The sequence below is a fragment of the Nocardia farcinica genome (assembly GCF_001182745.1).
In the GTDB taxonomy this organism is placed as follows: domain Bacteria; phylum Actinomycetota; class Actinomycetes; order Mycobacteriales; family Mycobacteriaceae; genus Nocardia; species Nocardia farcinica.
The window spans coordinates 986,612-1,008,867 of record NZ_LN868939.1; the positions used below are offsets into that span (position 1 = coordinate 986,612).

Here is a 22,256-nt window from a genome sequence, read left to right on the forward strand (position 1 = left end):
ACCTGCGAGTTTTACAGATGGCCTAGCGCAAAACGGGAAGTTTTGTGTACAGTGGCTCTCGGCACTTCGAGTGCCCGGTCACGTTGCCTACCCCCCCTGGGCAACCTGGCCTCGGGTTCCGGCCGCCTACCCCCCTGGGCCGCCGACCCCGCGGGCGGCGGAGACATCCCCCTGCTCTCCGCCGCCCCCTCCCGACTCTCCTTTTCTCGCTCGTCGCCAAGCTCCGCTGTGGATGCCGTCCGCGGAACCGGTGCTGACAATCACATCCTTTAAGCTCGGCACCGCGCAGCTTCCCGGGACGACGTCAGCATCCTGCCCACCGGCACGAACGGCTCCCGGGACACCACGGACAGGTAGGAGCCCGGTGAGCGACCACCACCACCATCACCACCACGACCATTCCGAACCGCTCGCGATCGGCGCCACCGCCGCCCGCGTGGTGATCGGGCTACTGACGGTCATCGGCTTCGTCACCCTGCTCGCCACCGTGCTGCTGTGGCCGCAACGCCAGCAGATCGACATTCCGCTGCCCATGCAGAACGCCGGCGGTGGAGCGGTGGAAACCGAGGCGGGCACGGTGCTCGCGCACGACGTCGGGCCGTGCGGCAGCCCGTCCATCGGCCGGGTCTTCGCCGACAAGCCCGAGGCGCCCCGCAACGACGCCTACTCCTGCGAACGCAGTCTCATCGCCATCGAGTCGGGGCCGCACGAGGGCAACCGCACCTTGCTCGAAATCGCCCCCGGCCCAGGGCAACCCTCGCTCGCCGAGGGCGACGAGATCCGCATCGTGCGCCAGACCGACCCCTACGGCACCCCGATGTACTCCTTCGACGACTACGCCCGCGGCCTGCCGTTGACGTTGATCGCGTTGGCGTTCGTGGTCGTGGTCGTGGTCGTCGCGCGCTGGCGCGGGGTGCGGGCGCTGCTCGGGCTGGTCTTCGCCTTCGGCGTCCTGGTGATCTTCCTGCTGCCCGCGCTGCTCGACGGGAAACCGGCGATCCCGGTCGCGCTGGTCTCGGGCTCGCTGATCCTCTATGCCGTGCTCTATCTCGCGCACGGGGTGAACCTGCGCACCTCCTCGGCGTTGCTCGGCACGCTGACCTCGATGGTGCTCGCCGCGGTGCTGTCCTGGGTGGCGATCGAGGCCACCAAGCTCACCGGCCTGTCGGAGGAGCAGAACACCAACGTCGCCACCTACATCCAGCACGTCTCGATCACCGGATTGCTGCTGGCCGGGTTCATCATCGGCTCGCTCGGTGTGCTCAACGACGTCACCATCACCCAGGCCTCGGCGGCCTTCGAACTCGCCGCCCTGGACGAAGGCGCTTCCCGCCGTGAGGTTTTCGCCGCCGCCATGCGAGTCGGGCGTGACCACATCGCCAGCACCGTCTACACCCTCGTGCTCGCCTACGCCGGTGGCGCCCTGCCGCTGCTGCTGCTGTTCAGCGTGGCGGGCCGCTCCATCCGGGACGTGCTCGTCGGCGACGCGGTGGCCATCGAGATCGCCCGCTCGGCGGTCGGCGGTATCGCGCTGACCCTCTCGGTGCCCTTGACCACCGGTATCGCCGTGCTGCTCGCCCGGCCCTTCGGCAGCCGGCGCGAACCCGCACCCGCGCCGCGCCACGGACGCCACGCGCGCGGAGCCTGAGCGGAGGCGCGGATCGGCGGTGCCCGCCGCCGATCAGCGCGGTGGCGGCGGGAAGGGGAAGGCTTCCGGCGGGATGGTCGGAATCACGATCGGCGGCAGGCCGGGGACCACGAAGGTGTTCGGGCCCGGCGTGGGCGGCGGCGGTTCCTGCGTGGTGGGACGCGGGGGCGGCGCCGCGATCGACTCCTGGACCTCGGTGGTGGCGGGAGCGACCGCGATCTGTGGATCGAGGGTGGTGGTGCGCGCCGGGGTGGTGGTGGGCACGGTGGTGGGGCCGTCGCTGCTGCGATCGCGTTCGAGCACCTGCGGGCCGTAACCCAGGCCGAGACCGATGGCGGCGACGACCACCAGCGCGCTCACCGTCAGCACCGCGCCGTTGAGTTCGGGCTTGCGCTCGGTGCCTGCCGCGGGCGCCAGCCAGTCCGGCATGCTCGCATCCAGCTTGGTGCGCTTGGCTTTGCGTTTCGGCGCCGCCGAGAGCCAGGCGGGCGACAGTTCCTCGTCGAAACCGCCGATCTGGCCCGCGGGTGCGCCGGACGGCACCGCCCGCGTCGGTGCGGGGGCGGACTGCACCGGCCGGGCCAGCAGCGCGGCACCGCGGGCGATCACCGTCTCCGGGCTCTCCGGCACGATCACCGGCACGCCCATCCACCGTTCGAGCACCTTGCCCAGCAAGGGGATCCGCGCGCAGCCACCGATGGCGAGCACGCCGTGCACCGGCCGGTCCGAGCGCACGATCACGTCTCGCGCCATCCGGGCCGAGGACTCGATGGCCAGCATGATCAGCGATTCGAAGTTCTCCTGCGCCAGCAACACCAGCCCCTGTTCGCTGGGCAGCGCGACGGCGGTGTTGGACGACAGCTGTTCCTTGGCCTCCCGGCACAGCGCGTCCAGCGCCGCCAGCCCGGCGGGATCCTGCGGATGCGCGATGCGACCGGAGGCGATCTGCTGTTCGCGGATCAGCGAATCCAGGTAGTCGCCGCTGATATCGCTGGTGCGCTCGCTGTGGCGGACCTGCCTGGTCTGGGTGTCCACCACGCTCACGGTCAGACCCGAACTGCCCAGGTCGTAGACGACCAGCGAGGAGATGCCGCGAATGTCACCGGTGGCCTGGGCGAACTCGACCGCCGCGTAGACCTCGGGAATCAGCTCGTAGTTGGTCAGCTGCTGGCGGGCCATCGCGGCGCGGACCGCGCGGGCCTGCTGTTCGCTGCGGTAGGCGATGGCGGTGGCGGCGATGTCGGGGGTGGTGGCCAGCGAGACGCCCACCGCCTCGGCGGCCAGTTCTTCGGCGCCGTGCTGCGCCACCGGAATCGACTGGAGATCGAAGGCGTGCGGGGCGACGTGCCCGGCGGAATTCCCGGCGTGCGGGCGCGCGAGACGAACAGCGCTGGCCCCCACCGACACTCCCAGTACCGAACTCATTCGTTGCCCATCTCGTTTCACGCCTCACGTCATCGCGAACTCGCGCGACCGTTGACACGATCCGCTGCCGGCGACCCTACCGGCGGCGCTCGGCCGCATCCGAGGCCGCCGGAACCGGGGAGTACCGGCACACCTCGCCAGGCAACTCTACGGGGTGCCGAGTCCGGCGTACACCCATCCCGCCGCCCGCCACCGGTCGCGGTCGAGGCAGTTGCGACCGTCGATGATCGAGCGCGCGCGCACGATTCCGTCCAGGTCGCCGGGAACCAGGGCGGTGAATTCGTCCCATTCGGTGAGAACCAGCACCACGTCGGCGCGGTCGCAGGCCTCGGCCACCGAAGTCGCGTAGTTGAGCGTGGGGAACACCCGGCGCGAGTTCTCCAGCGCCTTCGGGTCGTACACCGTGACCACGGCACCGTGCAGCTGGATCATGCCCGCCACGTTCAACGCCGGGGAGTCGCGCACGTCGTCGGATTCCGGCTTGAAGGCCGCGCCGAGCACCGCCACGTTCGCGCCGAGCAGCGAGCCGCCGCAGGCCGCGGCGGCCATGTCGACCACCTTCGCGCGGCGACGCATGTTGATGTTGTCCACCTCGCGCAGAAACGCCACCGCGTGATCGGCGCCGAGTTCCCCCGCCCTGGCCATGAACGCGCGGATGTCCTTGGGCAGGCAGCCGCCGCCGAAACCCAGACCGGCGTTGAGGAAGCGGCGGCCGATGCGCGCGTCGTAGCCGAGGGCGTCGGCCAGCACCGTCACGTCCGCGCCGGTCGCCTCGCACACCTCCGAGACCGCGTTGATGAAGGAGATCTTCGTGGCCAGGAAGGCGTTGGCCGAGACCTTCACCAGCTCCGCGGTCGCCAGGTCGGTCGACAGGAACGGCACCTGCTCGTCGAGCAGCTGGGCGTAGAGCTCGCGCACGAGGTCCTCCACCCAGTCGGCGTTGGCGCGCTCGCGGTCCACGCCGAGCACCAACCGGTCCGGGTGCAAGGTGTCCTGCACCGCGAAACCCTCGCGCAGGAATTCCGGATTCCAGGCCACCTCCACCTCGGTACTCGCCAGCGCCCGCGCGCGTTCGCCCAGCGCGGCCGCGGTGCCCACCGGCACGGTCGACTTGCCGATGATCACCGACGGTTCGCTCAGCAGCGGCGCCAGCGAATCCACCACCGCGTGCACGTACTTCAGGTCCGCGGCGTACTCGCCCTTCTTCTGCGGGGTGCCGACGCCGAGGAAATGCACCCGCCCGTGGTCGGCGGCCTCGGCGTAGGAGGTGGTGAAACGCAGCCGGCCCGCGTCCAGGTTGCGGCGTAGCACCGCCTCCAGGCCCGGTTCGTAGAACGGCACCACGCCGTCGGAGAGCTTGGCGACCTTGCCGGGATCGATGTCCACCCCGACCACGTCGTGCCCCAGTTCGGCCATGCACGCCGCGTGGGTCGCCCCGAGATACCCGGTTCCGAAGACTGTGCATCGCATGATCGATTGGTAAGCCGCCGCGGTGGACACGCCACGTCAGCGAGGCAAGGGTCACGGCAACATTGGATGTACAGGCGGAAACAACCAGTTCAGGGCGGTGTCGCCCCGGCGAAGGCCGATACTCGGGGGACGGCGCGGCTTAGCATCGCAGCGATGCGGAATCGTCGTTTCGTCGTGGTGCTCGGTGGCGTGCTGGTCGTGCTCGCCGTCGCGGTGGCGGCGCTGTGGCCGGTGTACGTGCGGCCGCGGACCGACGCGCCCGCGCCCGCCGACGCGATCCTGGTGCTCGGCGGCGCCCACGACGGGCGCGAGGAACTGGGCCTGCGGCTGGCCCGCGACGGGTACGCACCGCGCGTGCTGTTCTCCGACCCGTACGAGTACAGCGCCCGGATGAACCGCATCTGTCACGGCGGCTACCGCTTCGAGGTGATCTGCTTCGACCCCGACCCGCGCACCACCCGCGGGGAGGGCCGGGAACTGGCGCGCCGCGCCCGCGCCGAGGGCTGGCAGCGCGTCATCGTCGTCACCTTCACCCCGCACATCTCCCGTGCCCGCTACATCATCGGCAAATGCTGGGACGGCGAACTCCTCTTCGTCGATCCCCGCCCCGCCCTCTCGATTCCCCGCTGGGCCTACGACTACCTCTACCAATCCGCCGCCTACCTGGAAGCCTTCTTCGAAGACTGCTGAGCGGCCGCGTGGTGCGCCCGGCGGCGGGCGCGTGCGCGCCTAACTGCTGGCGTGTGGCATCAGTTTGATTTCGGCTGGCCGGGGGCTTAGATTGGGCTCGTGTTGGCCGTCGGCCAATAGGGCTCATGCCGGGAGGACAGATGGATTTCAACTGGTCAGCGGCCGACCTGGCCTTTCGGGACGAGGTGCGGGCCTTCCTCGACGAGAAATTGACCCCGGAGATCCGCCGGGCCGGGCGCCTGATGACCAGCGTCTACCCCGACCACGAGGCCAGCATGGCCTGGCAGCGGATCCTGCACGAGCGGGGCTGGGCCGCGCCGCACTGGCCGGTCGAGTACGGCGGCTGCGACTGGAGCCTGACCCAGCACTACATCTTCAGCCGCGAATGCACCCTGGCCGGTGCCCCGGCGCTCTCGCCGATGGGCATCAGGATGGTCGCGCCCGCGATCATCGCCTACGGCACTCCCGAGCAGAAGGCCTACTACCTGCCGCGCATCCTCACCGGCGAGATCTTCTTCTGCCAGGGCTACTCCGAACCGGAGGCGGGCTCGGACCTGGCCTCGCTGTCGATGGCCGCCGTCGACGACGGCGAGGACTTCCTCTGCACCGGCAGCAAGATCTGGACCACCCACGCCACCGAGGCCAACTGGATCTTCTGCCTGGTGCGCACCGCGCGCACCGGCAAGAAGCAGGAGGGCATCACCTTCCTGCTCATCGACATGACGAGCCCGGGCATCGAGATCCGCCCGCTGGTGATGACCTCCGGCGAGGAGGTGCAGAACCAGGTCTTCTTCGACAACGTGCGCGTGCCCAAGAGCAATGTGCTCGGCACGATCGACGAGGGCTGGACCGTCGCCAAATACCTGCTGGTGCACGAACGCGGCGGTGCCGCGGCACCGATGCTGCAGGTCATGGCGCAGGAACTCGCGCAGTCCGCGGCCGGCCAGCCCGGTCCGGACGGCGGTGCGCTCATCGACGACCCCGCCTTCGCCGCCCGCCTGGCCGATGTGCGCATCCGGACCGAGGTGCTCGAGGTGCTCGAGTACCGGACCATCTCGGCGATGGCGCAGGGCAAGAACCCCGGGCCCGCGTCCTCGATGCTGAAGATCCTGTCCACCGAACTGAGCCAGCAGCTCACCGAGCTCGTGCTCGAGGCGGCGGGCCCGCAGGGGCGGGTCTATCAGCCGCACGCCACCGCGCCGGGCGGCCCCGTCGCGCACTACACCCCGCCCGCCGACGGTTACCGCAGCGGCGCGGAGTGGCAGGCGGTCGCGCCGCTGCGCTACTTCAACGACCGTGCGGGCTCGATCTACGCGGGCAGCAACGAAATTCAGCGAAACATCCTCGCCAAGGCAGCATTGGGGCTCTGATGGACTTCACACTCACCGAGGAGCAGCAGCTCCTGCGCGACACCGTCGCCGGCTTCCTCGCCGCCCGGTACGACCTCGAGAAGAGCCGCGCCGCGGTGAAGTCGGGTGAGGGCTGGCAGCCCGCCGTGTGGCGCGGGTTCGCCGAAGAACTCGGCATTCTCGGCGCCACCCTGCCCGAGCGGGTCGACGGCATGGGCGGCGGCGCGGCCGAACTGCTCGTCATCGCCGAGGAATTGGGCCGGGCCCTGGTCGTGGAACCGTTCGTCGACACCGTGGTGATCGGCGCCGGCCTGCTCGACCGGGCGGGCGGTTCGGAGGATCTGTTGCGCGGCATCGTCGCGGGCGAGGTGCGCACCGCCTTCGCCGCCACCGAGCCGACCTCCGGGCACAGCCTCTGCGATGTGCGCACCACCGCCCGCCGCGACGGTGACGGCTGGGTGCTCGACGGCACGAAGGTGGTCGTCACCAGCGCGCCGCTGGCCACGCACCTGATCATCACCGCGCGCACCGCGGGCGAGCACCGCGACCGGGACGGCATCTCGCTGTTCTGCGTGCCGTTCGATCCGCAGCACCCGCCCGCGGGTGTCGAATACCACCCGTACCGCACCATCGACGACCGCCAGGCCGCGGATCTGGTCTTCACCGGCTACCGGGTGCCCGCCCCCGCCCTGCTCGGCGCCGAGGGCGATGCCTGGGCGGCGATCGAACCCACCGTCGACACCGCCGTGGCCGCGATCTGCGCCGAGGCCGTCGGCTGCCTGCGCAAGGTGTTCACCGACACCGTCGCCTACAGCAAGCAGCGCCAGCAGTTCGGCGTCCCGATCGGCAGTTTCCAGGCCCTGCAACACCGCATGGTCGACATGTACATGGAACTCGAACAGGCCGCCGCCGCGGCCCAACTTGCGGGCGCGGCCCTGTCCGCCGCTCCCGCCGAACGCAGCCGCGCCATCGCCGCCGCCAAGGTCACCGTCGGCCGCGCGGCCCGTTTCATCGGCCAGAACGCCGTCCAGCTGCACGGTGCCATGGGCATGACCGAGGAGCTGGCCATCGGCCACTACTTCAAGCGCTTGACCGTGCTGGAAAGGGAATTCGGCACCGTGGACCACCACCGCGCCCGATACGCGGCCCTGACCCGGCCGTAGCACCCCGCGCCTGTAGCCCGGAACCGCCCAGGTTCCGGGCTACAGGCGCATCCCTGTCCGGCACGCGCCTTGCCCTCGGCTGCCCCGGTGCGGCGGCGGCCTTTGTGGTACTTCGTGGACCACGCGCCGAAGGGTCGCCGGATGGCGGGACGGGTGTTGCTCGAGCGGTGTATGCCGGGGCATCCGAAGGAGACCGAACAGTGGTGTGAGAGAAGGGCAACGGCCCCGGATCGGAAGCTCGATCCGGGGCCGTCGTGTGGACCGCTGGGGTCAGTTCTTGCGGCCGGGGGCCTTGGCGCCTGCCTTGAAGCCGAGGCCGCCGGGCTTGGCGGTCGGCGGGGCCGGGCGGTCGGCGCCGTTGTCGGTGGACTCGGCGGGCTTGCCGTTCGACTCCGTGGCCGACGTAGTGGCCGATGTCTCGGCGGCCGGCGATTCCGGCGCAGCGGATTCCTCGGCCAGGCCCGGTTCGGCGGCTTCGGCGGAAGCCGCTTCCGCCGGGGCCGTGGCGGGCTTGGCGCCCGGTGCCTTCGCGCCGGGGCGCTTGAAGCCGGACTTCATGGCCAGGCCCTTGGCCGGGATGGAGGGCTTGGTCTCGACGGGTGCCGACGCCGCTTCGGCAGCGGCGGCCTCCGTGGTCGATTCCGGAGCGCTCTCGGCGGCCGGGGCGGATTCGGCGGCCGGAGCCGACGCCTTCGCACCGGGCGCCTTCGCCGCGCCCTTCATCGCCAGGCCCTTGCCACCGGGGGCTTTCGCCCCGCCCTTCATGCCGAGCCCCTTGACCGGAGGCGCGGCCGGAGCCTCGGCCGCCTCGCCTGCGGCGGTGTCGGCGGCGGGCGCCGATTCGGCCTTGGCGCCGGGCGCCTTGGCGGCGCCCTTCATCGCGAGACCCTTCCCGCCCGGTGCCTTGGCCGGGCCCTTCATGGCCAGGCCCTTGACAGGCGCGGCCTCGGACGCGGTCGACGCCTCCGCGGGCGACTCGGCGGGCTGCTCGGAGGTCTTGGCACCGGGTGCCTTCGCCCCGCCCTTCATGCCCAGACCGCCGCCGGGCGCCTTGGCGCCGCCCTTCATGCCCAGACCCTTGGCCGGTGCGGCCTCGCCGTCGGCCGCGGCTGCCTTGCCACCGGGTGCCTTGGCCGGGCCCTTCATGGCCAGACCGCCGCCACCGGGTGCCTTGCCGCCACCCTTCATCGCCAGGCCACCACCGGCCGGCGCGGCCTTCGCGGCCGGAGCCGCCGCCTCGGCGGCCGGTGCCTGCGCGACCGGCTCGGGTTCGGGTTCGGCCTCGGTCTTGGGTTCCTGGATGACGACCAGGTTCTCGCTGAGCTTGGCCGGCTCCACGCGTTCGATGGCGTCGAGCATCAGCTGAGCGACGTCGACGACCTCGACGCCTTCACCCTCGCCGTTCTCCTGCCGAGCCGTGACGCCGTCGTTGAGCATGACGCGGCAGAACGGGCAGCCGGTGGCGATCTTCGCCGGCGAGGTCGACAGCGCCTCGTCCACGCGGTCGATGTTGATCCGCTTGCCGAGCTGCTCTTCCATCCACATGCGGGCACCACCGGCGCCACAGCACATCGAGCGCTCGCCGTGGCGGGGCATCTCGACCAGGGTGGAGCCGGAGGCGGCCATCAGTTCGCGCGGGGCGTTGTAGACCTTGTTGTGCCGGCCCAGGTAGCAGGGGTCGTGGTAGGTGACGTTCTGCGACACCGGCGCGACCGGCACCAGCTTCTTCTGCCGCACCAGCCGGTTGAGCAGCTGGGTGTGGTGCACCACCTCGTAGGTGCCACCGACCTGCGGGTACTCGTTGTTGAGCGCGTTGAAGCAGTGCGCGCAGGTGACCACGATCTTCTTCTTGCGGTCCTCGACGCCCTCGAACACCGTGTTCAGCAGTTCGATGTTCTGCTGGGCCAGCTGCTGGAACAGGAATTCGTTACCCGCCCGGCGCGCTGAGTCACCGGTGCAGGTCTCCTCCTGGCCGAGCACCATGAACTTCACCCCGGCGGCGGCCAGCAGTTCGGCCACGGCCTTGGTGGTCTTCTTGGCGCGGTCCTCGTAGGCGCCGGCGCAGCCGACCCAGAACAGATATTCGTAGCCGTCGAAGGAATCGGCGTCCCGGCCGTAGACGGGGATGTCGAAGTCGACCTCGTTGATCCAGTTCAGCCGGTCCTTGGCGTTCTGGCCCCAGGGGTTGCCCTTGTTCTCGAGGTTCTTGAACAGACCAGCCAGCTCGGAGGGGAACTCCGATTCGATCAGCACCTGGTAGCGGCGCATGTCGATGATGTGATCGACGTGCTCGATATCGACCGGGCACTGCTCCACACACGCACCACAGGTGGTGCAGCTCCACAACACCTCGGGATCGATGATGCCGTTGGCCTCGGCGTCACCGACCAGCGGCCGCTCGGCCTCCGCCCGCGCCGACGCGGGGATCTTGGCCAGCTTGGCCTCGTCGGGATTGCCCTCGGCGTCGACCAGGCCGATCTCGTCGCCACCCATGTCCTTGCGGCCACCGGCGAGCAGATAGGGCGCCTTGGCGTAGCCGTGATCACGCAGCGACATGATCAACAGCTTGGGCGAGAGCGGCTTACCGGTGTTCCAGGCCGGGCATTGCGACTGGCAACGACCGCACTCGGTGCAGGTCGTGAAATCCAGAATGCCCTTCCAGGTGAAGTCCTCGAACTTGCCCGCACCGAAGGTGTCGGTGTCCGGATCGGCGGTCTCCATGTCGACGGGCTTGCCCTTCGACATCATCGGACGCGCCGCGCCCAACGCGACTCCACCGTCCTCTTCCCGCTTGAAATAGATGTTCGGGAACGCCGAGAAACGGTGCCAGGCGACACCCCAGGTGATGTTGCGACCGACCAGGTACAGGAACACCATGCCGGACATCAGCTTGATGAAGGCGAAGATCGACACCAGGGTGGGGCTGGCGGGCAGCAGCTTGGCCACCTGCATGGTGAAGAAGTCGGTGGCCGCGTTGGCGTGACCGTAGGTCGCGATCTTGCCCGCCTTGACGAAGATCATGCCGAGGCCCTCGAGCAGCACGATGGTCTCGATGACGTAGGCCGGGCCGAACTTCGATCCGCTGAAGCGGGACAGGCGCTCGGGATCGCGCGGGTGATTGCGCTGCCGGATGAAGATCAGCGTCAGGATGCCGACGACGGTGCCGATGCCGAGGATCTCGTCCCAGAGGTGGTAGGCGGCCGTGTTGCCGATGATCGGCCAGTGGAAGGCCGGATCGAAGGTCTGGCCGTAGGCCTCGAACCAGAGGATCGCGCCGCCCATGAAGCCGATCATCACCAGCCAGTGGGCCCAGCCGACGGTCCGGAATTTGTTCATCCGCGTATGCGCGAGGAACTCCACGACCATCTGCTTGAAACGGGGGACGATCGGTCGCCAGCGGTCCGGCGCCGGTTGGCCCACCATGATGGTGCGGGCGATATCGCGGACGCCGCCGAAGAACGACGCCCAACACAGGAGGCTGAGCGCCGCCCCAATCGTGCCCAGCGTCACTGTCAGGGCATTCATGTCGCGACCTTTCTTTAGAGGCAACACGAGCGAGCTGGCCGACGTGCGCCGACCGGTTGGCTCGTATCGTAACCGCCGGTAAGTTACCCACCGGTAACTTGTACGGTCCATCGTACGATCTGTTGTTGACTCAAAACCCCGCGTGCAGGCACTTGACCCTGAAATGACCTGTGATGAATGTCACATTATGAGCTGTTCCAGCTGCGAGTTCGGACGCTGTTCACCGTAAAACAGCGAGCTGGCGGACCATGTGGTAAGGACAGGCTTACTCGGGGATTTCGTGGGGAATATCGCATTCGCGCGTGCGTTCGGCTACGCTCACGTGCGATCTGTTTGCTGTGCCGGCTTCACGCTGCTCGGGGAGAATCCGAAGGGCCCGACCACCTTTCGGATCGAGTGAGCTCTCGCGCGGGACGACGGCCATTGCGAACACAGCCCGAGGATGGATTGGACACTGAATTGAATCTCCGCAGAAGCGCCATTGCCGCTGCGTTGGTCATCGGCGCGATGACTGTGGGTGCGGGCGCTGTGCACGCCGAACCGGCGCCCGCGGCTCCCGAGCCCATCGACTACTCGGTCAAGCTGGTCGACAAGACGATCGTCACGACGCTGCGTGGGGGGACCTTCTCGCTGGTCGAGAAGGAAGAGGACAGCGCGGCCGTCGACGCGGCAACCGACCAGGCCGCCAAGCCCGAGGCGATCGATGTCGCCGAGATCAAGGACGCCAGCGGTAACACGGTGCTCGAGCTGCCGCTCGTGTTCAACGTGCTCGGCACCGAGATTCCGGTGAAGCCGGAGCTGAAGAACGACGGCACCGTTCTCGAGATCACTCCCGAGAAGCCCGCCGGCCTGAACCTGGACAAGCCGGTCGCAGTGAAGCCCGTCGCTTCGGCCGTCGAAAACCAGCGTGCGCAGAACGACTTCGCCAGCAAGTTCGGCATCGGCACCGCGATCGGCGGCTTCGTCGGGACCGCGATCGGCGCCGTGATCGGTTGCGTCGTGACCATTCCGGCGGGCTGCCTGCCGGGCCTGATCACCGGCGCGAGCGTCGGTGGCATTCTCGGCACCGTCGCCGTCGGCGGACCGACCCTGGTCGCCGCGGGCATCGAGCTGATCAACACCCTGCAGGCGCCCGAGGGCACCACGCAGTGGGCCGACAAGCCCAAGGAGGCGCAGGCGACCAAGTAGTCGCCCCGATTCCCGCGAACGGCCCGCTCTTCGGAGCGGGCCGTTCGTCGTTTCGGGATTCCTCAGTCGGCCAAGACCATTCGGCCGGTGAACGACACCGCGCCCAGTGGGCGGCCGAAGGTGGTGAAGGATCGCTCGACCATGTCGAAGCTGCCGTCCTCGCGGACGAGCAGGACGGTGCTCGCGCGGGTGCCGTGCTGGTCGTTGGCGATGAAACGGGCCGAGAGCGCCCGTTCCATCGCCAGCGGGACGCCGGTGTGCGGCAGCAGGTCGTCGGGCGCCTCGGTGCGGTCGGCGAGGATGTCGAAGTAGCGGTCGACAGCGCCCGGATCGGATTCGACCACCTTGCGCAGTTCGGTGAGACCGTTGCCGACCTTGGGCCAGACGGGCTGCGGCGCAACGAGTTCGGCGTCCGGGCCGGGGCCTGCCGAGGTGACGAAGGTGCCGTTGGACAGGCCGTGGAAGCCGGGTGTCAACTCGTGCGGTGGCCGGGTACTGCGGTTGGAGTGCCACCACAGTGTGCTCAGGTCGGAGACGAGCACGTTGTAGCCGTTGTAGTCGTCGGGGGCGGCGGCGACCTCGGCCAGATAGCGGGCGGGGCCGGGGAAGTCGGGCTCGGGCGCACGGTCGCTCGCGCCGCGCAGGAAGTCCATCAGCAGCGCGCCGCGGGAGCGGGCATCGGCCCGCTGGTCGTCGGGGTTGCGCACATTGGTGACGGCGGCGAAGCGGCTGTGCGGGCCGATCGCGGCCAGGCCGAGCCAGGTGCCGGGGGGAGCGCCGGGCTCGCGGCGCTCGGCGCCCAGATCGCGCCCGGCGAGGAGGCCGGGCACCTCCGGCCACCAGCGGGCAGGTTCGGCGGGACGGGTGTAGAACTCGTCGCGGTTGGCCGCCACGATCAACCGATAGTCCGGATGGGCACGCCAACCGAGCAACACCAAACACATGCTCCCAGGATGCCGGACCGCTCGCGGCCCCGGAATCGGTTCCACCCCGGCCGCGGGGCCAGTGGCAGTGCATGGGCGGCCCGGGACAGCGGAAAGGCCGCCCGCGCGAACGCGGGCGGCCTTTCCGGGCTCCTGTCGGCCGGACTCCTAGGTGGTGCGGATGCGCAGCCCCGGGTTGTCCGAGAGCACCACGCTGACCGGCTGCGCGAACAGCTGCGGCGCGTTGCCGGTGAGGGCGCCGATCAGGTTGGGGATCGCGCACATCGGGTAGTCGGCCACCGACGAGGCGCTGGAGATGCCCAGCGCCATCCGGCCGGTCACGATCGGGCCACCGCTGTCGCCGGGCAGCGCGCAGATGTTGGCGGAGAAGCTCTGGGTGAGTTCCCGCTCGCCGACCTGCACGGTCTGGTCGACGGCGTTGACGATGCCGCAGCTGAACCCGGTGCGCGAGCCGGACTTGCAGACCGGGGCGCCGACCACCGGGGTGGCCACGCCCTCGATGCGCACCGGCGCCGCACCGGGCACCCGCACGACGTTGTTGGCGAAGCGGCCGGTCACCGCGTCGTCGATCTTGATGATCGAGTAGTCCTGCGAGCCGAGCACCGACTTCTGGAACACGCCGAGGCGGCCGCCGTTGCGCTCGCCGGACAGCAGCTCGTGCACGGCCGCGGCGTTCGGGGTGCCCGCCGAGGCGACGTCGGGGTTGCAGTGACCGGCGGAGATGTTCACCACCGCGCCGGAACGGTCGGTGCCGTTGAAGCCGAAGGAGCAGCGCAGCTGACCCTCGCCACCGACGGAGGTGTAGCCGTCACCACCCGCGAGTTCGCCGCGGGCGAGTTCGTCGGCGATCGCGCCCGCCTGGGGCACCGGCTCGCCCGCCGCGGGCGGCGTCATCACGATGACCCGCGAGGGGTCGACGAAGCTGGGCATCGGCACGCCGGGCTGGTCGACCCGCACGGCGATGCTGTTGTTGACGGTGTCGATCACCACGCCACGGATCAGCGCCGACACCGCTTCGGGCTGGGTCTCCAGCCAGCGCTCGAACGCGGTCTTCTCCCCGCGCAGGGTCGCCTCGCTCTTGGCGACGTTGCGAACCTCGAACCCGGCGGATTCGGCGGCCGCACGGGCCTCCTCGGCGCCGGGGCCCTGCGCCAGCGCGACGATCGCCTTGCCCGCGTCGTCCAGCCACGACCCACCGAACACCTGCGGGTACTGCCGCTGCGCGGTGGTCGCGAAGGCCGCGACCTGCTGGGCCAGGTCGGCGCGGCGCAGGTATTCCTCGGGCGAGAGCTTCAGGTCCCGGTTCAGCGCCTCCACCAGCTGCGCGGGCAGATCGGTGGCGGGCGCGGGCTCGGCGTTCGCCACGGCCGCTGTCGGGCCGAACAGCAGAATCGCCGCCGAGGCGGCGATCACCGACTTGCGGAACCGGGTCTGTCGCGCAGCTGGTCTGGATCGACCTATCCGTGGCAGGAGCATGACCAGACTATATGGGGTTCGGGCCGGTATTCCCACTCAACCGGATGGTCTGCTTTCAGCCGGCGTGCCCGCCCGTGCGCACCTGGATTCCGCTGCCGACACCGCCGCCCGAGGTCGCGTCGATATCGGCGAGGATGGCGCGGATCGGGATGCCGAGGGTGGCCGTGCCGCCGTAGGGTGCGAGCGCGACATTGGCCTCGTTGCAGTTGGGGGCGTCGGCGGCGTTGGAGCCGCTGGTGATGCCGAGCGCCAGCGTGCCCGACACGATCGCGCCGCCGCTGTCACCGCCGAGGGTGCAGGCCGAGCTGGCGAAACCGCGGATGGTCCGGCTCTCGCCGTTGGCCGTGTACAGCTGGGTCTCCACCCGGTCGGCGACCACGAAGCCGCAGGTGAAGGTGGAGGACTGGCCGGACTTGCAGACGGGCGCCCCGGTGATCGGGTCGGCGACACCGGTGATGGTGAGGGTGGTGCCGTTGGCGCCGCGCACGATCGGCCGGTCCATGCCGCCGCGCACGGCCCGCTCGTTGAGCTGGATGACCGAGTAGTCCAGCGCGCTCGGCCCGCCGAGCTCGGCGCGCACGAAGGAGCCCAGCTCGGGGCTGTTCGCGATGTCCTGGACGTTGGGCAGGTACACCGAGGCCCGCTCGTCGGATTTGTCGATGTTGGGGTCGCAGTGGCCCGCGCTGATGTTGAGCGCGTTGCCCGCCGCGTCGACGCTGTTGAACCCGAACGAGCAGACGTCGACGCCGCGCAGCGACTCGTCCTGCAGGCTGGTGGGTGCGCTGATGTAGGTGTCGCCGCCCATCGGCCGCCGTTCCACCGGGCCGCCGCTGTCGGGGGAGAGGATGACCTTGATGTTGGCGATCAGGGTCGGCAGGTTCAGCATGTGCCCGGCCGGGGTGTTGGCGACGCTGACGATCAGCTGGCTGTTCAAGAAGTCGATGGCCACCGAGTTGACCGCCTGCGACAGTTCGCGCGGCAGCGAGTTCATCCAGTGGGCGAGCTGGGTCAGCGAGCTCTCCAGGCTGTCGGCCGAGACCGGCGCCAGGTGGGTCTGGTAGCCGTCGGCGGCCGCGATCCGGGCGGCGTCGGCCGAGGTGACCGCGACGACCGGCTTGCCGTCGGCACCCATCCACGCCCCGGCGAAGTCGTCCGGCCGTTCGGCGCGGAAGTCCTGGGCGTAGTCGCGCAACTGCTGGGCGCGGGCGGCGCGATCGAGGTACTCGGTCGGGGTCATCTTCAGATCCCGCGCGATGGCTTCGACGAGTTCGGCGGGCAGGCTGTCGGCGCTGAGCTGCCCCGGAACGGGGTCCGCGGTCGCGGTGCCGGACAAGGGGGCCAGGAGAACGGTCGCGGCGACTCCGAGGGAAGCTGCCGTGACCGCGGCGCGACGCGCCACCAACTTGCGCATGAAGTCCCTTCGTCGGCACGCGGGCGTGCCAGGTGAATCCGTGCCCCAGCGGCGGCGAATCCGTTGGCGCACAGTCGTGGTCCAGCTCGACCGGGAGTCGGCGTGACGGCGACTACAACGGTCAGCGACACACTCTAAGGCACGAACCCCGGTCGGTGTTCAGTGAACTGTCTCAGCGGTCCTGCCGCCAGTCCTCGGGGTCGAACGGCACGAAGGGGTTGCGCCGGGTGGTCGTGGTCGGCTTGCTCCGGGTCGTGGTGGTCGGTTCCGGGGTGGTGGTGACCGGCGGCGCGGTGGTCGGCTCCGGGGTCGGTTCGGGTGTCGCCGGTTCCGGTTCCGGTGCCGGGGGCGGTGCGGGCGCCGGGGCGGGCACGAGGGTGACCGGCGGCTGCGTGGTCGGCGGGGGTGGCGGGGCCACCACGGTCGTCGAGGTGTCGGACCTGGCGTCGGGCAGGGTCGGCGGGGCGGGGGAGTCCTCGCCCCGGAACAGCAGCGCGACGCCGACACCGCCGAGTGCCAACCCGATCAACGCCGCCGCGGCGATCAGTATCGGGATCCGTCTGCTCGGGGTGGGCGCGGCGGTGGCGGCGGTCGGCGGCGCCGCGACGGTCTGCGGTCCGGCCATCACCTCGGTGGCGGCGGGGGCGGGCGGTGCGGCGTCGGCGGCGGGCATCGCGGCCGAATACGCCTGCGGTGTGGGTTGCGGGGCGGGCACCGCGGGGATCACGTCGGTGACCACCGTGGAGTTCTCCGCCGATCCCGGATCGGGCGGTGCGGCGCCCGCGGGCGTGGACAGCACCGCGGCCAGTGCCGCGCGGGCGGCGTCGTAGGCGAAGGCCTTGCCCGGTTCGGCGGTGTCGACCGCGGGCAGGTCGGCCTCGCTGACCAGCACCACCGACCGCAACCCGAGATAGTCCAGCGCCTCGCGCAGGGCCTGCACCAGCGGTGCGGGCCAGGTGCCCGGATGGGTGGCGTAGAACTCGGCGGCCCCGCTGAGGTGCTCGGTAGTGAGGTTGATCAGGCAGAACAGCGCGGTGGCGACCAGGTCCTCGGCGCGGTAGGCCTCGCCGTCGTCGACCGGGATGCCGGCCGGGTCGCCGACCTTCGCGACGAAGCCGGTGATCGAGTGCGAATGGCCTTCGGGAGCCTCGCCGCCCAGCACGGTGTCGCCGTCGTCGGACATGTGCAGCACACAGTCGCGCTCGACGTAGTGCAGGTCGCCACCGTCGGTGACGACCGCGGCGGTGCAGCCGTCGTCGGCGATTCGCAGGCCCACCCCTGTGGCCATCACATTCCTCGCTTCGGCATAGATCGGCGCGCGCCGAGCGATCACACGAGCAGTGAGCCGTGTCCCATGGCGCGGAGCATCGACAATAACTCCGAGCGGGACCCGGCACCGATCCGACGCCGGATCCGGGCCACGTGGTGCTCGACCGTCTTCGCCGAGATGTAGAGCCGGGCGCCGATCTCGCGATAGGTCAGGCCGAGCAGGACCAACTCGGCCACCTCGCGCTCGCGATCGCTGAGGACCGCGGTCGGCTCCGCGGCGGGCGCGGTGTCCGGCGCCTGCGCGCGCGGGGCGGGGGCGGGGGTGCCGGGCTCGGGCGGGCGCGCCTCGGCGCGGACCGTGCGGGCCAGCTTGAGCAGGGCGGTCGCGGTGGCCGAGTCGGCGGCGGCCAGAGCGGCCTCGCTGGCCAGCCGCGCGGCGTCCCAGAACAGGCCGAGTTCGCGCAGGCCCGCCACGGCGGTGGTCACCGGTTGCGCGGCCACCTCGCCGCGCAGCACCAGCACCCAGGTGCGGCCCGCGTCGGCGAGGACGGCGGCGTGCCGGTCGCCCGCCTCGGCGGCGTCCTTGAGCAGCCGGGCGGGTGGCAGCAGTTCGTCGGGACTCTCGTGGGCGATGGCGGCCTGCACCCCGTACCAGTGGAAGGCGTTGGCCCAGGCGGGCGGCTGGCCGAGGCGGCGCAGCAGCGCCAGGGTCGCGTCCACCAGCGGCTGGACGCGGCGTTCGTCGCGCAGCCGGATGCCCGCCAGCCACAGCTCGCCGATCGGCAGCGCGGTCAGCAGATCGGCGTCGACCTCGTCGAAGATCGGATAGGCCGCCTGCCAGGCCTTCGTGAGCGCCGCGTGGTCGCCGCCGCGGCGGGCCAGGCCGACCGCGGCGCCGTGGGCGAGCAGCCGATCGCGCCGGTCCAGGGTCGCCAGGTCGAGGGCGGCGAGGGTGGTCGCCGCGGCCTGCTCGTCGCCGCCGAGCATGGCGGTCCACGCGGTGAGCACCGACAGGTGCGGCGAGCGCAGGCCTGCGGCGTTCGCGCGGCGGATGGCATCGCCCGCGCGGCGCGGCTGCCCGGTGCTCAGGCACAGCAGCGTCGCGGGGCCCACAGCGGTGCAGGGCAGGAAGCGGTCGATGGTGGCGTCGCCGTGGGCCGTCTGGATCAGCGCGGCGATCGCGGCGGCGGTGCCGGATTCGGTGCCGCGCAAGCTGTCTTCGAGAGCGCACGCGATCGCCCTGGTGTGCTCGCCTGCTTCCGTGGGCGGCCATTGCTCGGCGGTGGCCGAGAGTTCCCGCGCGCCGTCGAGGTCGCCCGCCAGCGCCAGTACCGTCGCGCCCACGGACCAGTCCGCGCCGACGCGATGCGCGCCCAGCCAGCGGTACAACTGCGCGGCCCGTCCGACGAGTCCGCGCCGGGTCAGCACGCCCGCGCAGATCCGCACGACCGTGGCGAGCTCACCGACGCCGACGCCGGGACGCGCGAGCACCGGTTCGGCCAGCCGCATGGCGGTGTCGCCGTCACCCGCGCGGGCGGCGGCCTCGGCCCAGCGCAGGCCGATGGTGTCGACCTGCGCGCCGGCCGCGGCCGCGGCGGCGTAGTAGCGCACGGCGTCGGTGCCGTTGTGTTCGGCTGCCGCGGCGAGGAATTCGGCCAGCCGGGTGTCGCGGACGCCGGATTCGGCCAGCATCAGCGCGGTGTGGTCGCGCAGCAGCCCGGCCTCGAGCCGGGCGTTGAGCAGACGGCGCTGCACGGCCACGAACCGGCGATCGCCGAGCATGGTCCGCAACGGCGCGACGGCCGGTTCGAGCAGCAGGTCGGCGTCGGTGATCAGGGCGCTCGCGCGGGCCCGGTCGATGAGGGCGTGGGCGGCGTCGGGTTCGACGCCGAGCACGTCGGTGAGTTCGCTGGCGTCCAGACCGGTGCCGGTGGTGGCGACGGCCAGCGTCTCCAGCAGGTCCGGGTCCAAATCCTCCAACTGGGCGCGCGCCCAGCCCGCGACGGCCTCGTCGACGGCACGGATGCCCGCGTCGAGGCGGGCCGAGCAGGCGGCGGTGAGCGCGGCGACCACACCGCCGCGGATGCCGCCGGTCTGCTGATGGATGTGCTGGGCCACCGGGCGCGGCACCATCATCCCCAGCTCGCGGGCGAACGGCAGGATGTCGGCGGTGCCGAGCGGGCGCAGGTCGAGGACCCGGCCGCGGCGCGCGACCGCGTCGGTGAGCGCGCGTAGCCGCTGATCGTGCGGGCGCGGTTGGGTCGCCACCACCACGGTGCGCGCGCCACTGTCGACGGCGGCGCAGAGAGCATCGAGTTCGGTGGCGGACAGGGTGGTGGCGTTGTCGACGATCAGGGCCGCGGACGTGTCGTCGGTGGCCGTGGCGTGGTCGCGGAAGGGGATGCCCCTGGCTTTCAGCCGCGACCGGATCAGGGTCAGCATCGTCGACTTGCCGGTGCCGGATCGGCCCCGGATCAGGTAGATGATCGGCTCCTGGTCGACGGTGTCGAGCTCACGCAGCAGGTCGCGCGCGCACGGCAGCGTGTCGAAGGCGATCTCAACCACCGAGGCCTCCGAGGACCCCGCCGACGCCCTCGCCCAGGCCGCCCACCACACCGCCGACGCCCTCCCCGACGCCGCCGACGACCCCGCCCACGCCCTCGCCGACGCCACCGACCACGCCGCCGACGCCCTCGCCGACGCCGCCGAGGGTGTCACCGACACCGCCACCGGTCGGTGGGGCGGGTGCGGGCGGCGGGGTGTAGCCGCCGCCGGGCGACGGGGCGGGGGCCGGAGCCGGCGCGGGGGCCGGTGCGGGCGCGGGGGCGGGTTGGCCCGGCTGGGGCTGGACGGCGGTGTCGCCCGGTGCCGGTGCCCCGGCGGTCGGGGCGCCGTTCGCCGCGGCGGTGCCGGGTGCGGGCACGCCGCCGGTGGGGGACGAACCGGGCTGTCCGGGAACGGGATTCGATCCGCCGGGGGTCGCGGCCCCCGGGTCTGCCGCGGGCACGTTCGCGGCTCCGGTCCCGCCGCTGCCCGCGGGCGCGGCACCGCCGGTGCCCGCCACCGTGGTGGACTGCTGGGTGGAGGCCGGGGAATCGGTGCCGGTGGGCATCGTGGTGTAGGCGAGAGTGCCGGTGGCCAGCAGGGCCAGCACCGCGACCGCGCTGCCGATGACGGCGCCGCGCTGCCTGCCGCTGAGCCTGCGCGGCTTGTCGGCACGGGGTAGGACCGGCGCATCGGCGGCGAGACCGGTCGCGGCCGCCCGGTCCACCACGCTGAACTCCTCGGTCGGGGTGTCCGCCTCGGCGATCGCGGCGGGCACCGTGTCGACCTCGCTGGCGAGCAGATCGGCGGCCAGCGCCGCGGCGCCGCGGGCGCTGGTGTGCGCGGGCTCGGGCGCCGCGGGCACCGGCAGCCCGAACTCGGTGGAGACCAGTTCGGCGACCAGGGGGATCGCGCCGCCGCCACCGGTCAGCAGGACCCGGCCCACATCGTGCAGGTCGATGCCCGCCCGGTGCACCGCGTCGCGGATCAGGTCGAGGCAGGAGAGCAGGGGGCCGCGCAGCAGGTCCTCGAGCTCGTCGCGCACCAGCCGCACCTGGTCCTGCGGGCCGTCGAGAGCGACCGGAACGACCGTCGCCGTATTTCTGGAAAGCGATTCCTTCGCTTCTCGGCAACTCTCTCGCAAAATTGCCAGCCTCCGCTCGGTGACCGGATCGAACGGATCGAAGTCCGCGCCGCCGAGCGCATTTGCCAGCACGTAACGCATGGTCAGCAGATCGAATTCGTCGCCGCCGATCTCGGTCGAGCGCAGCGATGCCAGCACCGCGGTGTGGGCGCCGGTGCGGACCACCGAAGCGGTCGCGCCGGTGGCGCCCAGATCCAACACCACGATCGCGCCCTCGCCCAGCGGTCCCTGCGCGGCCTCCAGCCAGCGGGCGGCCGCCGCGGGCTCGGGCACCAGCGTGACCTCGCCCAGCCCGGCCGCCTCCAGCGCCGCGCGCTGCACCTCGACGGTGTGCAACGACCACCACGCGGGATGGCAGGCCACCACGGCGCCCGGGCGGGCGCCGGTGGCGGCGCTCACCTCGTCGATCAGGCAGCCGATCGCGGTGGCCACCAGATCCTGTGCCGCGTGCGCCGAACCGTCCTCGGCCAGGATGTCCACCGGATCGCCGACGCGGGGTAGAAAGCCCTCGAGCACCACGTCGTCGGAATGCCGACCGCGGCTCGAACCCGCGAAGGCGGGCGCCGCTTCCCGGCTCAGGCGCAGCGCGCTGGGATGCGCCGTGACCGCACCGCCCGACACGGGGCCTGCGTCGACATCGGCGACCTCCCCCGCCGTGGCGACCGCGACCGCATTGGACGCGCCGACGGTGATGCCGAGCGCCAGAAGCTCTGTCATGGGGAACCTCTTCGGAAACTGTGTGGTCCGTGGGACCGCTGTGCTGACCGATGGTGCGGAACCGAGGGGCCCGGCCGACCTGACACCTCTGTCGGTTGCCGGATAGCCGCCGTTACCCCCTCGGGGCGTTCGTGGGGAAATTCCCCTAATGCCCACCCGTCCCCTAACGGGACGGCGCGGGGGATGTTGGGGGGCGTCCCCGTTTCGGAGTAACAGCCTGGCTACCTAGCGTGAAATGCATTCCAACGAGTGCGGATCACTGAGGTCCGCCCATCCTCAGGAGACGATTCTCG

At 71.2% G+C, this 22,256-nt stretch carries 14 protein-coding genes; 5 read left to right on the forward strand and 9 right to left on the reverse strand.

From position 1 onward, the window contains the following. Nucleotides 1–364: 364 nt before the first annotated feature. Nucleotides 365–1,648: a YibE/F family protein gene (locus AMO33_RS21560; RefSeq protein WP_060594044.1), complete on the forward strand. Its 1,284-nt coding sequence runs from the start codon at nucleotides 365–367 to the stop codon at nucleotides 1,646–1,648. Nucleotides 1,649–1,681: 33 nt separating this feature from the next. On the opposite strand, the gene AMO33_RS21565 is transcribed toward AMO33_RS21560, so the two are convergent. Both AMO33_RS21565 and AMO33_RS21570 read right to left on the reverse strand, forming a co-directional pair. After that, nucleotides 1,682–3,073, reverse strand: a complete 1,392-nt coding sequence (locus AMO33_RS21565) for an Hsp70 family protein (RefSeq protein WP_076573754.1) — start codon at nucleotides 3,071–3,073, stop codon at nucleotides 1,682–1,684. A 147-nt stretch (nucleotides 3,074–3,220) separates the two neighbouring features. Further along, on the reverse strand, nucleotides 3,221–4,543 hold the full coding sequence (locus tag AMO33_RS21570) for a UDP-glucose dehydrogenase family protein (protein ID WP_060594045.1): 1,323 nt from the start codon (nucleotides 4,541–4,543) through the stop codon (nucleotides 3,221–3,223). Between the two features lie 153 nt (nucleotides 4,544–4,696). On the opposite strand from AMO33_RS21570, the gene AMO33_RS21575 reads away from it, so the two are divergent. The 3 genes from AMO33_RS21575 (at nucleotide 4,697) to AMO33_RS21585 (ending at nucleotide 7,745) form a co-directional block, all read left to right on the forward strand. Beyond that, complete coding sequence (locus tag AMO33_RS21575; RefSeq protein ID WP_011211957.1) at nucleotides 4,697–5,233, forward strand: YdcF family protein; 537 nt, start codon at nucleotides 4,697–4,699, stop codon at nucleotides 5,231–5,233. Between the two features lie 140 nt (nucleotides 5,234–5,373). Next, nucleotides 5,374–6,603, forward strand: coding sequence for an acyl-CoA dehydrogenase family protein (locus tag AMO33_RS21580; RefSeq protein ID WP_011211956.1), 1,230 nt, complete (start codon nucleotides 5,374–5,376; stop codon nucleotides 6,601–6,603). Then, on the forward strand, nucleotides 6,603–7,745 hold the full coding sequence (locus AMO33_RS21585) for an acyl-CoA dehydrogenase family protein (protein ID WP_060594046.1): 1,143 nt from the start codon (nucleotides 6,603–6,605) through the stop codon (nucleotides 7,743–7,745). The genes AMO33_RS21580 and AMO33_RS21585 overlap by 1 nt, the downstream gene beginning before the upstream one ends. Nucleotides 7,746–8,015: 270 nt before the next feature. On the opposite strand, the gene AMO33_RS21590 is transcribed toward AMO33_RS21585, so the two are convergent. Beyond that, nucleotides 8,016–11,270: a (Fe-S)-binding protein gene (locus AMO33_RS21590; protein WP_060594047.1), complete on the reverse strand. Its 3,255-nt coding sequence runs from the start codon at nucleotides 11,268–11,270 to the stop codon at nucleotides 8,016–8,018. A gap of 423 nt (nucleotides 11,271–11,693) precedes the next feature. On the opposite strand from AMO33_RS21590, the gene AMO33_RS21595 reads away from it, so the two are divergent. Continuing rightward, the gene (locus tag AMO33_RS21595) at nucleotides 11,694–12,458 is read left to right on the forward strand and encodes a hypothetical protein (protein WP_307584323.1); all 765 of its coding nucleotides are present in this window, start codon (nucleotides 11,694–11,696) and stop codon (nucleotides 12,456–12,458) included. 62 nt (nucleotides 12,459–12,520) lie between these two features. Here the strand turns inward: AMO33_RS21595 and AMO33_RS21600 are convergent, their stop codons facing one another. The 6 genes from AMO33_RS21600 to AMO33_RS21625 form a co-directional block, all read right to left on the reverse strand. After that, nucleotides 12,521–13,402 carry an NRDE family protein gene (locus tag AMO33_RS21600; RefSeq protein ID WP_060594048.1) on the reverse strand — a complete coding sequence of 294 codons (882 nt, stop codon included), beginning with the start codon at nucleotides 13,400–13,402 and terminating at the stop codon, nucleotides 12,521–12,523. A gap of 147 nt (nucleotides 13,403–13,549) precedes the next feature. Beyond that, nucleotides 13,550–14,878, reverse strand: coding sequence for a S1 family peptidase (locus tag AMO33_RS21605; protein ID WP_060594049.1), 1,329 nt, complete (start codon nucleotides 14,876–14,878; stop codon nucleotides 13,550–13,552). Nucleotides 14,879–14,933: 55 nt separating this feature from the next. Beyond that, nucleotides 14,934–16,289 (reverse strand): S1 family peptidase, encoded by a 1,356-nt coding sequence (locus AMO33_RS21610; RefSeq protein WP_060594050.1) that lies wholly within the window; start codon nucleotides 16,287–16,289, stop codon nucleotides 14,934–14,936. 172 nt (nucleotides 16,290–16,461) lie between these two features. Beyond that, nucleotides 16,462–17,577, reverse strand: a complete 1,116-nt coding sequence (locus AMO33_RS21615) for a hypothetical protein (protein WP_220276149.1) — start codon at nucleotides 17,575–17,577, stop codon at nucleotides 16,462–16,464. A gap of 41 nt (nucleotides 17,578–17,618) precedes the next feature. After that, on the reverse strand, nucleotides 17,619–20,123 hold the full coding sequence (locus AMO33_RS21620) for a LuxR C-terminal-related transcriptional regulator (RefSeq protein ID WP_060595087.1): 2,505 nt from the start codon (nucleotides 20,121–20,123) through the stop codon (nucleotides 17,619–17,621). After that, the gene (locus AMO33_RS21625; RefSeq protein WP_060594052.1) at nucleotides 20,116–21,963 is read right to left on the reverse strand and encodes an Hsp70 family protein; all 1,848 of its coding nucleotides are present in this window, start codon (nucleotides 21,961–21,963) and stop codon (nucleotides 20,116–20,118) included. Before AMO33_RS21625 ends, AMO33_RS21620 begins: the two co-directional genes overlap by 8 nt. Between the last annotated feature and the right edge of the window lie 293 nt (nucleotides 21,964–22,256).

What these genes read in the sequence shown, in the direction of transcription:
- AMO33_RS21600 (WP_060594048.1), bottom strand. Translation starts at nt 13,402, where the DNA reads ATGTGTTTGGTGTTGCTCGGTTGGCGTGCCCATCCGGACTATCGGTTG.
- AMO33_RS21590 (WP_060594047.1), bottom strand. Translation starts at nt 11,270, where the DNA reads ATGAATGCCCTGACAGTGACGCTGGGCACGATTGGGGCGGCGCTCAGC.
- AMO33_RS21580 (WP_011211956.1), top strand. Translation starts at nt 5,374, where the DNA reads ATGGATTTCAACTGGTCAGCGGCCGACCTGGCCTTTCGGGACGAGGTG.
- AMO33_RS21570 (WP_060594045.1), bottom strand. Translation starts at nt 4,543, where the DNA reads ATGCGATGCACAGTCTTCGGAACCGGGTATCTCGGGGCGACCCACGCG.
- AMO33_RS21575 (WP_011211957.1), top strand. Translation starts at nt 4,697, where the DNA reads ATGCGGAATCGTCGTTTCGTCGTGGTGCTCGGTGGCGTGCTGGTCGTG.
- AMO33_RS21585 (WP_060594046.1), top strand. Translation starts at nt 6,603, where the DNA reads ATGGACTTCACACTCACCGAGGAGCAGCAGCTCCTGCGCGACACCGTC.
- AMO33_RS21615 (WP_220276149.1), bottom strand. Translation starts at nt 17,577, where the DNA reads ATGGCCACAGGGGTGGGCCTGCGAATCGCCGACGACGGCTGCACCGCC.
- AMO33_RS21625 (WP_060594052.1), bottom strand. Translation starts at nt 21,963, where the DNA reads ATGACAGAGCTTCTGGCGCTCGGCATCACCGTCGGCGCGTCCAATGCG.
- AMO33_RS21565 (WP_076573754.1), bottom strand. Translation starts at nt 3,073, where the DNA reads ATGAGTTCGGTACTGGGAGTGTCGGTGGGGGCCAGCGCTGTTCGTCTC.
- AMO33_RS21605 (WP_060594049.1), bottom strand. Translation starts at nt 14,878, where the DNA reads ATGCTCCTGCCACGGATAGGTCGATCCAGACCAGCTGCGCGACAGACC.
- AMO33_RS21610 (WP_060594050.1), bottom strand. Translation starts at nt 16,289, where the DNA reads ATGCGCAAGTTGGTGGCGCGTCGCGCCGCGGTCACGGCAGCTTCCCTC.